Origin of the sequence: Methylobacterium segetis (genome assembly GCF_004348265.1) — a bacterium.
Lineage (GTDB): Bacteria > Pseudomonadota > Alphaproteobacteria > Rhizobiales > Beijerinckiaceae > Methylobacterium > Methylobacterium segetis.
The window spans coordinates 20,504-30,240 of record NZ_SMNT01000255.1 but is presented as its reverse complement, the minus strand read 5'-3'; the positions used below and the strand labels follow the sequence as shown (position 1 = coordinate 30,240).

Annotated in this window: 14 protein-coding genes; 2 read left to right on the top strand and 12 right to left on the bottom strand. The window is 73.1% G+C overall.

Features of this window, described 5'->3' with window-relative positions; genetic code table 11:
• From E1J50_RS27040 to ygfZ, 6 genes are all read right to left on the bottom strand, one after another.
• On the bottom strand, positions 1–299 hold a 299-nt coding region (locus E1J50_RS27040), incomplete at its 3' end, for a 1-deoxy-D-xylulose-5-phosphate synthase N-terminal domain-containing protein (RefSeq protein WP_281024606.1).
• Positions 300–425: 126 nt separating this feature from the next.
• Positions 426–710, bottom strand: coding sequence for an exodeoxyribonuclease VII small subunit (locus tag E1J50_RS27035; protein WP_132257476.1), 285 nt, complete (start codon positions 708–710; stop codon positions 426–428).
• A gap of 134 nt (positions 711–844) precedes the next feature.
• A complete protein-coding gene (locus E1J50_RS27030; protein ID WP_132257474.1) occupies positions 845–1,357 on the bottom strand; it encodes a tyrosine phosphatase family protein in 513 nt (170 codons plus the stop codon).
• A 5-nt stretch (positions 1,358–1,362) separates the two neighbouring features.
• A complete protein-coding gene (locus tag E1J50_RS27025; RefSeq protein ID WP_132257472.1) occupies positions 1,363–1,953 on the bottom strand; it encodes an HD domain-containing protein in 591 nt (196 codons plus the stop codon).
• Positions 1,950–2,606 (bottom strand): DNA-3-methyladenine glycosylase I, encoded by a 657-nt coding sequence (locus tag E1J50_RS27020; RefSeq protein ID WP_132257469.1) that lies wholly within the window; start codon positions 2,604–2,606, stop codon positions 1,950–1,952. The genes E1J50_RS27025 and E1J50_RS27020 overlap by 4 nt, the downstream gene beginning before the upstream one ends.
• A 5-nt stretch (positions 2,607–2,611) precedes the next feature.
• A complete protein-coding gene (ygfZ, locus tag E1J50_RS27015) occupies positions 2,612–3,469 on the bottom strand; it encodes a CAF17-like 4Fe-4S cluster assembly/insertion protein YgfZ (protein WP_132257467.1) in 858 nt (285 codons plus the stop codon).
• Between the two features lie 102 nt (positions 3,470–3,571).
• On the opposite strand from ygfZ, the gene E1J50_RS27010 reads away from it, so the two are divergent.
• Positions 3,572–4,909, top strand: a complete 1,338-nt coding sequence (locus tag E1J50_RS27010; RefSeq protein ID WP_132257465.1) for a dihydroorotase — start codon at positions 3,572–3,574, stop codon at positions 4,907–4,909.
• A gap of 123 nt (positions 4,910–5,032) precedes the next feature.
• Here E1J50_RS27010 and E1J50_RS27005 read toward each other — a convergent pair whose 3' ends face one another.
• From E1J50_RS27005 to pdxH, 6 genes are all read right to left on the bottom strand, one after another.
• Positions 5,033–5,287, bottom strand: coding sequence for a hypothetical protein (locus tag E1J50_RS27005; protein ID WP_132257463.1), 255 nt, complete (start codon positions 5,285–5,287; stop codon positions 5,033–5,035).
• 159 nt (positions 5,288–5,446) lie between these two features.
• Complete coding sequence (locus E1J50_RS27000) at positions 5,447–5,905, bottom strand: TIGR02301 family protein (protein ID WP_132257479.1); 459 nt, start codon at positions 5,903–5,905, stop codon at positions 5,447–5,449.
• Between the two features lie 35 nt (positions 5,906–5,940).
• Positions 5,941–6,402, bottom strand: a complete 462-nt coding sequence (locus E1J50_RS26995; protein ID WP_132257460.1) for an NUDIX hydrolase — start codon at positions 6,400–6,402, stop codon at positions 5,941–5,943.
• Complete coding sequence (locus tag E1J50_RS26990) at positions 6,399–7,514, bottom strand: FG-GAP repeat domain-containing protein (RefSeq protein ID WP_132257457.1); 1,116 nt, start codon at positions 7,512–7,514, stop codon at positions 6,399–6,401. The genes E1J50_RS26995 and E1J50_RS26990 overlap by 4 nt, the downstream gene beginning before the upstream one ends.
• A complete protein-coding gene (locus E1J50_RS26985) occupies positions 7,507–8,229 on the bottom strand; it encodes an SDR family NAD(P)-dependent oxidoreductase (protein ID WP_132257455.1) in 723 nt (240 codons plus the stop codon). Before E1J50_RS26985 ends, E1J50_RS26990 begins: the two co-directional genes overlap by 8 nt.
• A 158-nt stretch (positions 8,230–8,387) precedes the next feature.
• Entirely contained in the window at positions 8,388–9,026 is a 639-nt protein-coding gene (pdxH, locus tag E1J50_RS26980; RefSeq protein WP_132257453.1) for a pyridoxamine 5'-phosphate oxidase, read from the bottom strand.
• Between the two features lie 89 nt (positions 9,027–9,115).
• Here pdxH and E1J50_RS26975 point away from each other — a divergent pair, with 89 nt between their 5' ends.
• Positions 9,116–9,625, top strand: coding sequence for an RT0821/Lpp0805 family surface protein (locus tag E1J50_RS26975; protein ID WP_132257451.1), 510 nt, complete (start codon positions 9,116–9,118; stop codon positions 9,623–9,625).
• Positions 9,626–9,737 lie beyond the last annotated feature (112 nt).

Genomic DNA, 9,737 nt, shown 5'->3' with positions numbered 1-9,737 from the left:
CCGCCCTGGCGCAGGGTGCGGATGCGGTCGCGGCGTCCGGTCAGGATCTTGTGGGGGTAGCACTGGTGGCCGACGTCCCAGACGATGCGGTCGTCGGGCGTGTCGAAGACGTGGTGCAGCGCGACCGTGAGCTCGACCACGCCCAGGCCCGAGCCGAGATGGCCCCCGGTGACCGAGACCGCGTCGATCATCTCCGCCCGCACCGCGTCCGCCACGGCCTGCAGATCAGCCTCCGGCACGCGCCGAAGCGCCGAGGGATCCAAAATGCCGTCGAGAAGGGACGTGTCGACCTGCGCCACTGAACCAACCTCACTTCCGGGCGGGCGCCGCCGCCGCTTCGCCCGACGAAGCCGGGCAGGGCCCGGGCCTCGCGGCCATGTGCGGAGGGGATGCGACCGCTTCCATCCTGACGGGAGCCTCGCCGATCACTCGACGTCGAGGGGGACGACGCCCTCGGCCCGGCCTTCGGGCCCGAGGGTGATCCGCTGGATGCGCGCCTCGGCCCGCTTCAGCAGCATCTCGCAATGCTGCTTGAGCCGCTCGCCGCGCTCGTAGATCGCGACGGATTCGTCGAGGGGCACGTCCCCCCGCTCCAGCCGGCGCACGATCTCCTCCAACTGCTCGAGAGCCTTCTCGAACGGCAGATCGCTGGTCCCGGACACGCCGGTCGTTGACGCCGACGGGGCGGCGGCAGATCGAGCTTCGGTCATCCCTCGTGTCCCTTTGTTCCGGTTCTAAGGCGGGGCGACGGGGCCGCACAACCCTGCCGGGCCGCCGGCCCCCCTGATTCGTCGGCCGGGGCGTCGTTTCGGCCACACCCCCGGTATTTTCGTAGCGGACGCGCTCAGCCGATGGCGAGGTGGAACGGCTCGCCCTCGAAAGCCTCGGCGCCCCGGCCGATCGCCGCGATCGCCGCGACCATGCGGCCCTCCCGCCCGAGCAGGCGGTCGCCGATCTCGACGAGAAGCCGGTTCGGGGTTGCCGAGGGCGAGGCCCGGCGCAGATCCTGCGCAATCTCACCCTCGTCGCGCTCGGGCGCCATGGCGCAGGCCGCGATGTAGGCCGCTGCCGTCGAGCGGCTGATGCCGGCATAGCAATGGATGACCAAAGGCTTCTCGCGGGGCCAGGCCCGGACGAAATCGAGGATCTGGCCGACATGCTCCTCGGCGGGCAGCACATGGCCGTCCAGCGGCGCGACGATGTCGCTGACCCCAACGATGCCGTGGCATTCGGAGGGGATCGCCGCCGGCCGCTCCATCGGGGTCCCGACATTGACCAGGGTGAGGACGTGGCTCGCCCCGGTCTCGGCGATGGTCTCGGGCAGGCGCGAGAGAGAGCAGACGTGGAGGCGGGACATCGGGATCAGCCTGCGAGCGCGTGGAACCGGTCGAGGTAGCGCGCCTGAGCCTCGGCGGTCGGCCAGGGCTCGGCGAACGCCGTCACGGCGGGCGGCATGGACTCGGGCCGTCCGAAATAGCGGGCCGCCTCGTCGGCCGCAAAGCCCGCGAGCCGCGTCGCCTCGATATGCGCGGCGATCCGGTCGGCGCGCTTCACGGCCCGGGCGAGGGCAGGGTCCGGCGTCTGCAGGCCGAAGCGGCGGCGGATCGCGGCGAGCAGCCGCCGCTCCACCGCCTTGTAGGAATCGCCGATCGCCGCCTTGAACGGCGAGATGATGTCGCCCACCACGTATTCGGGCGCGTCGTGGAGCAGGAATTCGAGGCGTTGCGCGGCGCTCAGCTCCGGCAGGATCTCGCCGCCGATGGCCTCGACGAGGAGCGAGTGCTGCGCCACCGAGAAGACGTGCGGTCCCGCCGTCTGCCCGTTCCAGCGGGCGACGCGCGCGAGCCCGTGGGCGATGTCGGCGATCTCGATGTCGAGGGGCGAGGGGTCGAGGAGGTCGAGGCGCCGCCCCGAGAGCATCCGCTGCCACGCCCGCGGCGGCCGGGCGCTCATGCGGGCCGCTTGAGCGGCGTGGCGCGGCCGAGCTCCGCGCAGGGGCCGTGCCGGTGGCAGCCGAGGAGATGGTCGTTGACCATGCCCACCGCCTGCATGAAGGCGTGGACGATGGTGGGGCCGACGAAGGTGAAGCCCTGCGCCTTCAGCGCCTTCGACATCGCCCGCGACACCGCCGTCTCGGTGGCGATCTCGGCCCGGCTGCGGGCGCCCCCCTGCACCGGCCGGCCCTCCACGAAATCCCAGAGGAAGCGCGAGAAGCCGGGGCCGGATTCCATGATGCGCAGGTAGGCGCGGGCGCCGGCGACCGCCCCGACGATCTTGGCGCGGTTGCGGATGATGCCGGTATCCTGCATCAGCCGCGCGACGTCGGCCTCCGTGAAGCGGGCGATCCGCTCCGGCTCGAAGCTCGCGAAGGCGCGCCGGAACCCATCCCGGCGCTTCAGGATGGTGATCCAGGACAGGCCCGCCTGGAAGCCGTCGAGGATCAGCTTCTCGTAGAGCGCGCGGTCGTCGTATTCCGGCACGCCCCACTCGGTGTCGTGGTAGGCGACGTAGATCGGGTCGAGCCCCGCCCACCAGCAGCGCGGGCAGCCGTCGGCATGGGCGATGAGGCCGGATTCCGGATCGAGAGTCCCGGTCTGCGTCGCCATCGGCGTCAGACCGCTGCCGCATCCGCCGCGGAGGGCCACGCGAAGGTCGCGAAGGCCGGCTTCTCGACGGCGAGCGCGCGCCCGTCCGCCCGCAGGGTCTCGCCGGCCGCGAGCGCGTCGGCGAGCCGGTCGAGGCGCAGCATCGCGAGGCCGCGCGAGCCCGCGGCCGAGCCCGTCGCTCCGAGGCTCTTCTGCCCGGCCGTCACCTCGCTGAAAGGGGCGGGCGCCTCGCCCGCGGGGTAGTGCGCCGGCACGATGCGCGTGCGCGCGGTGCCCCGGTGCTGCATCCGCGAGACCACCTCCTGGCCGACGTAGCAGCCCTTCCGAAAATCGACGCCGCCGAGTTGGTCCATCAGGGCCTCGTGCGGGAAGGCGTCGCCGAAGGCGAAGTCGCGCCCACCCTCGGGCACGCCGAGACGGATACGGTGGGCGTGATAATCGGCCTCGGTCGCATCCGCCGAGAAGGCGGCTTCGGCGGCGTAGAGGCGGGCGCCGAGTTCGGCGAGGCGAGCGTCGGCGACGCGATCCACCGTGGCGGCGGTCTCGGCCCCGTCCCATGCGGCGGCGATCGCGAGCGCCGGATCGACGGCGATCCCGACCTTGGCCCGCAGCCGGTAGAGGCTCAGACGCTTGACGAGATCCGCCGCGCGCCCGGCCGCGCCCTCCAGGCGGAAGCCGCCGGGCATCCGCGAGACCAGGAAGTCGAACTGGATCTTGCCCTGCGGCGTCAGCAGGGCGCCGAGCCGCGCCGCGCCCTCGGGCAGGCTCTCGATGTTGCAGGTGATCACGCCCTGCAGGAATCCCTGCGCTTCCTCGCCAGTAACGGTGACGACGGCGCGGTCCGGCAGCAGGGCGATCGGCATGGGGCGTTCCGCTCGAGACGTTGCGTGGGGCGAGGGGCTGACACATAAGCCGCCGCAGGCCGCGCCTCAACGTCGGCGCCCCGAGCCAGGAGCCCGAACCCGATGGAAGAGCCCTTCGACCTCGTCCTCCGCGGCGGCACGCTCGTGAACCAGGACGGCGAGCACCGGGCCGATCTCGGCATCCGGGCAGGCCGCGTCGCCGCGATCGGCGATCTCGGCGACGCCGCGGCCGCCGAGCGGCAGGATTGCACCGGCCTGCACCTCCTGCCCGGCGTCATCGACACGCAGGTGCATTTCCGCGAGCCCGGCCTCGACCACAAGGAGGATCTCGAATCGGGCTCCCGGGCCGCCGTGATGGGCGGCGTCACGGCCGTCTTCGAGATGCCGAACACCAACCCGCAGACGACGAGCGCCGAGGCGCTCGCCGACAAGATCGCCCGGGCGCATCACCGGATGCATTGCGACTTCGCCTTCTGGGTCGGCGGCACGCACGAGAACGCCCATCAGGTGGCCGAGCTCGAACGGCTGCCGGGCGCGGCCGGCATCAAGGTCTTCGTCGGCTCCTCGACCGGCTCGCTCCTCGTCGAGGACGATGCTGGCGTGCGCGAGATCCTGTCGCGGATCCGGCGGCGGGCCGCCTTCCACGCCGAGGACGAGCCGATGCTGCGGGAGCGCAAGGACCTGCGCGTGCCGGGCGATCCGGCCTCCCACCCGGTCTGGCGCTCGCCGGAGGCCGCACTGAAGGCGACCCGGCGGCTCGTGGCGCTCGCCCGCGAGACGGGCGCGCGCATCCACATCCTGCACCTCTCGACGGCCGAGGAAATGCACTTCCTCGCCGACCACAAGGACGTTGCGAGCGTCGAGGTGACGCCCCACCACCTCACCCTCGACGGCGCGGAAGCCTATCCCCGCCTCGGCACGCTCGTGCAGATGAACCCGCCGGTGCGGGATGCCGCCCACCGGGACGTGCTCTGGTGGGGATTGCGCCAGGGCATCGCCGACATCCTGGGCTCGGACCACGCACCGCACACGCGGGAGGAGAAGGCCAAGCCCTATCCCGAGTCGCCCTCCGGCATGACGGGCGTGCAGACGCTCGTGCCGATGATGCTCGACCACGTGGCCGCGGGCCGGCTCTCGCTCGCGCGCTTCGTGGACCTGACCAGCGCCGGGCCGCAGCGGCTCTTCGGCATCGCGCGCAAGGGGCGCCTCGCGGTGGGCTACGACGCCGACGTCACGGTGGTGGACCTGAAGCGCCGCGAGACGATCCGCGACGGCTGGATCGCCTCGAAATGCGGGTGGACGCCCTATGACGGCGTCACCGTCACCGGCTGGCCAATCGGCACGGTGGTGCGGGGCCGGCGCGTGATGTGGGAGGGCGCGCTGACCGCGCCCGGCACCGGGGAGCCGGTGCTGTTCTCGGAGACGCTGCCGGCGTCCTGACAGGGATGATCCGCGCTGCGCCCCCTCTCCCGTCCGGGAGAGGGTCGGCGGGAGGAGCGTGGCCTCCCGAAATGATCCCGTGTCCCTCGCGCCGTCTCGCGCGGCGGAGGCTCCGAGCCCCCCTCAGTGCTGCAGGGTCGTGGTGAAGGCGCCGCCGCGGATGCGCTCCGGGAAACCCTCCGCGTACCGGGCCGTGGCCTCCTCGCCGTAGGTCATCACGAGTTCCTGGAACGCCGCGAACAGGGCGGCCTGCGCCATGCAATCTCCGTCGAGCCCGTCGAGGCAACCTTCGGCGAAGGCTTCGGAGACGTAGCTGAGCGCCGCGCGCTTCTCGTCGACGTCCGCCTCGAAGGGCACGGATCCGGAGGTGTTCTGCATGGCGTCACGGCATCTGTTGGCGCCGAGAAACCCCCCGGCGATGGTGCAGATGATAGGCGGAGGCCGTGCGCCGGACCAGCCGGGAATTGCGAAGAGGTTAACGGCGCGCGCCCATTTCGAAGGATTTTCGCCGAGGCCGACACCTGTGACACAGGTGCATCAGCCGCCGAACCGGCCCGCCAGGTCGTGCGAGAGCCGCTCGCCCTCCGCGAGGAAGCGGCTCGCCGCCTCCTGCGCCGCCGGGGTGCAGATCCGGTAGGTGAGGCTGTAGCCGCGATAGCCGCGGTTGTAGGCGCCGGCGAGCCGGTCCCGCCGGCTCGGCGTCACGCCCTCGGCGTCGATCAGCGCCTTCATCCGGCTCGGCCACTCGTTCGCGTCCGGGCTGGCGCAGAGGCCGCGCAGGAAGGCGAGGGAGCCGATGATCTCCGAGAGCCGCATCAGGTCGCGTTCGTAGGGCGGGGGCGGCGGCTCCGCCGGGGCCGGGGGCGGCTTGTCCTTGTCCGAGGGCTTGGCAGCCGGCCGAGCGCCGCCCCGCTGCTGCGCCTGCACGTCCGGCGGCAGGGCGAGGGGCAGGCAGAGCAGGAGGCCGAGGCCAAGGCGGCAGAGCGCCTCGCGCAGCAGCCCCCGCCGATGCGTGCTCATGTGGCGCCCCGTCATGCGGCGCTCTCGGCGGCGTGCCGCTCGACCGCGGCGAAGGCCTCCGCGAGCGTCCGGCCGAGACCCGGCGTCGTGCTGAGCCCCTCGATCTCCTCCGGCAACGCCCAGCGCACGCCGAGCGCCTCCGGCCCGGGCTCGGGCTCGCCGCCGCACCACAGGGCGGCGTGCGGGTGCACCACGTAATGGTGGCGGACACGGCCCTCGCCATCGCGCTCGATGATCTCGGTCGGGCTCAGCACGGCGACGACCGTGGCATCGAGCCCCACCTCCTCGGCGAGTTCCCGGCGCGCGGCCTCGGCCAGAGCCTCACCCGCCTCGACGAGGCCGCCCGGCAGGGTCCAGACGCCGCGCATCGGCTCGTTGGCGCGCGCCGCCAGCAGCACGCGGCCGTCCCGGATCACGGCGATCGAGGCGCCGACGAAGGGCCGGGTCGGGAACAGGCGCACGGTCTCGCTCATCGCTTCGCCCCGTCCGGGGCGACCACGGCGACCCGGCCGTCGGCGAGGCCGACGAGGAGGCGGGCCGCCTCACCCCGCCCAAGGGCCGCGACGCCGAAGCCGGCGGGGGCGGAAAGGGCGGCTCGGGCGCGCTCGGCGACACCGCCCTTGAAGGCGAGGATCGCGAGGCTCGTCCGCTCCGCGCTCGGCAAGGCGAGTTCGGGGATGCCGTCGCGATCGATGTCGAGACTCGCGGCGAGCGCCGTCTCCCCGTCGCCGCCGGCATAGCCCGCCCGCTCGCCCGCGAGCGCGAAGGCGCCGTTCGCGTACGACCAGAGCTGAAGCGTCGTCCCCGCCACCGTGGCCACCTGCATCTGCCCGGCTCCGGCGAAATCGGCGACGCCCGCGATCGAGAGCGGGCCGCCGGGCTGAGGTGGCGTGCGGGCGATCACCGCCCAGGCCGCGCCCGGCGCCGCACCCTGGCGGCCGACGAGGACGAGGGACGCGGCGTCGGTGCCCTGGCGGGTCGAGGCGAGGATGGCGGTCTGGCCGCCGATGCGGATCGTGCGGGGGCGCTCTCGGGTGAACACCGCATCGGGGCCAGCCGGCACGGTCGTCGTGGAAACCGGCACCGGCTTCGGATCGGCGCTGACGGCGACGGGCTGGCGCTCGCGGATGGTGAGGCCGGCGGCCGCGGGCGCGCCATCGCCCGAGGCCCGCGTCGGCCCGGTCAGGTAGGCGCTCAAGGGGCCGGACAGGGCGCGATGGGAGCCGGGCAGGGCGCCGCGCGGCGTCTCGGCCGCGGCGAGCCCCTCGATCGCCTCGGCGCCGAGCAGCGTGGCGCGGACCTGCCCCTCGGCGAGGGTCAGGGCGGCGCCCCCCTCGTCGCCCCAGACCACGGCGAGGGGCGCCTCCTCGTCCTCGGGGGGCACCGTGTCGGCCGCGCTGGCCTTGGGCCGGGCAAGCGGCAGGAGGCCGGAGGTGGCGACCGCCGTCGCGACCTCGCTGCCCGGGCCGCGCATTTCCTTCGCCTTGAAGGGGAGGTCGAGGATCGTCACCGCGGGCTCCGCCGCGGCGGGGGCGGTGGAGAGCAGGACGGCGAGCAGGAGTGCGGCGGAACCGCGCTCAGACATGCTGCCCGCCGTTGATGTGCAGCTCCGCCCCGTTCACGTAGGACGAGGCCTCGGTGCACAGGAAGTAAATGGCTTTCGCCACCTCGTCCGGCGTGCCGAGGCGCCGCTGCGGGATCTGCTCCACGAGCTTCTCGGTGCCGGGCGACAGGATCGAGGTGTCGATCTCGCCGGGCGAGATCGCGTTCACGCGCACGCCGAGCGGCCCGAAATCGGAGGCCATCTCGCGGGTGAGGGCGGCGAGCGCCGCCTTCGAGGTCCCGTAAGCGGCCCCCGCGAAGGGATGGACCCGCGAGCCCGCGATCGAGGAGACGTTGACGATCGAGCCCCGAGCCCGGGTCAGCTCGTCGCAGAGGCCCCGCGCCAGCAGGATCGGCGCGAAGAAGTTGACTTGGAACACCCGCTGCCAATCGGCGAAGGGCGTCCCGATGGCGCCGAGCCGCTCGCCCTCCGGGCCCTTCGGCGAGATGCCCGCATTGTTGACGAGGGCGTGCAGCAGCCCCCCTTCCGCGGCGAGGCGCTGGGCCACCTCCTCCACGCCGCGCACGGTGTCGGCGGCGTCGGCGAGATCGACCTGCAGGTGGTCCTCGGGCCCCATCTCCCAGGGGCAATTCTCGGGGAAGGGGTGGCGCGAGCAGGTGATGACGCGCCAGCCGGCCGCCGAGAAGCGCTTGACGGTGGCGTGGCCGATGCCGCGGCTCGCCCCCGTGAGCAGCATGACGCGCCGACGTTCGTTGCCGGATGAAGCCAAGGCCGTGCCTCTCGATCCGCGCGGCCGGGCCGCCGAAGGGTCCGGCGGGCCGCCGCCCAGCCCCTCAGGTCTAAGCGGACAGCCCCCGGAAATCCAGGGTCCGTGCCGCGGCGCAGCATGCGCCGTCAGGGATAGAGGCGCGAGCGGTCCCAGCCCTCGCCCGAGCGCGTGAAGCGGACCCGGTCGTGCAGGCGGTAATCGCCATTCTGCCAGAACTCGATCGTCACGGGCTCGATCCGGAAGCCCGTCCAATGCTCCGGCCGGGGCACGGGCGCATTCTCGTAGCGGGCGGCGAGGTCCGCCACCTCCGCCATCAGCGTCGCCCGATCGGCGAGCGGCCGGGATTGGCGGCTCGCATGGGCGCCGATCCGGCTGTCGCGGTGGCGGCTCGCGAAATAGGCATCCGCCTCCTCCGGCGTGACGCGCGTCACGGCGCCGCGGGCCCGCACCTGCCGCCGCAGGCTCTTCCAGTGCAGGACCAGGGCGGCCTGGGCGTTCTGGGCCAGTTCCTCGCCCTTGGCCGATTGCACGTTCGTGTAGAAGACGAAGCCGCGCCGGTCCGCGCCCTTCAGGAGCACGATCCGCACGTCGGGCAGCCCGTCGGCGCCCGCGGTGGCCAGCGCCATCGCGTTCGGGTCCTCGGGCTCGGAGGCCTCCGCCTCCGCCATCCAGGCTCCGAACAGCGGCCAGGGATCTTCCGCCAGGGTGAAGTCCTCAAGGGCCGCTCCGGCCAGCGCCGGCTCATCGATCTTTAACCGATCCACGCTCAAATCCTCAGCCGTGACATCCGGGTCGGGGGGCACGGGCGTGATCACGTTCGTGTCGCGTCGTGCCGGGATTGAGTTCAGGTGTAATGCGTCGTCGCGACTGTAAAGCCTCTTTTCCCGCGGCGCCGGGGCGCAACGCGTGCAGGGCCGGCGCGATCGCGGCCTCGGCCGCCGGGCTGGTCCTGACCCTGTGCGGCTGCGGCCAGCCCCTGATCACCTTCCAGAGCGAGACGACGCCCAAGGCGGAAGCCGCCGGGCTCGCCGAGCCGACCGTCACCGGCAGCATCACGAAGCGCCCGGCCAGCTTCGGCGCCGATCTCGGCGAGGAGGATTGGCGCCGCGCCCGGGCGGCGCTGGGCGTCGCCCTCGACCCGCAGGGAAACGGGCGGCCGGTGAAGTGGGACAATCCGGAGACGAGCCTGCGCGGCTCGGTCAACCCGACGGGGCTGCCCTACGTCGCCAACGACGAGATCTGCCGCGACTTCCTCGCCACCGTGATCACGCCGGAAACGAGCCGCTTCGTCCGCGGCACGGGGTGCCGGCTCTCCGGCGGCCCGTGGGAGCTGAAGCGGCTCCGGCCGAGCAAGACCGGCTGAGGGCGGCGCGCCGGCAGCCTTGACGCGAGGCCGCGGAGGTCCGACCTTTCGTGTTCGAGGGCGTTGCAGAGAAGCAACATGTCCGCCACATGACGGTCCGACCCATCTGACC

Bases quoted from the DNA above. Each gene is read 5' to 3' on its own strand.
- E1J50_RS26995 (WP_132257460.1), bottom strand. From the start codon at position 6,402: ATGAGCGAGACCGTGCGCCTGTTCCCGACCCGGCCCTTCGTCGGCGCC.
- E1J50_RS27020 (WP_132257469.1), bottom strand. From the start codon at position 2,606: ATGGCGACGCAGACCGGGACTCTCGATCCGGAATCCGGCCTCATCGCC.
- E1J50_RS27035 (WP_132257476.1), bottom strand. From the start codon at position 710: ATGACCGAAGCTCGATCTGCCGCCGCCCCGTCGGCGTCAACGACCGGC.
- E1J50_RS26990 (WP_132257457.1), bottom strand. From the start codon at position 7,514: ATGTCTGAGCGCGGTTCCGCCGCACTCCTGCTCGCCGTCCTGCTCTCC.
- E1J50_RS27010 (WP_132257465.1), top strand. From the start codon at position 3,572: ATGGAAGAGCCCTTCGACCTCGTCCTCCGCGGCGGCACGCTCGTGAAC.
- E1J50_RS27005 (WP_132257463.1), bottom strand. From the start codon at position 5,287: ATGCAGAACACCTCCGGATCCGTGCCCTTCGAGGCGGACGTCGACGAG.
- E1J50_RS26975 (WP_132257451.1), top strand. From the start codon at position 9,116: ATGCGTCGTCGCGACTGTAAAGCCTCTTTTCCCGCGGCGCCGGGGCGC.
- ygfZ (WP_132257467.1), bottom strand. From the start codon at position 3,469: ATGCCGATCGCCCTGCTGCCGGACCGCGCCGTCGTCACCGTTACTGGC.
- E1J50_RS27030 (WP_132257474.1), bottom strand. From the start codon at position 1,357: ATGTCCCGCCTCCACGTCTGCTCTCTCTCGCGCCTGCCCGAGACCATC.
- E1J50_RS27025 (WP_132257472.1), bottom strand. From the start codon at position 1,953: ATGAGCGCCCGGCCGCCGCGGGCGTGGCAGCGGATGCTCTCGGGGCGG.
- E1J50_RS26985 (WP_132257455.1), bottom strand. From the start codon at position 8,229: ATGCTGCTCACGGGGGCGAGCCGCGGCATCGGCCACGCCACCGTCAAG.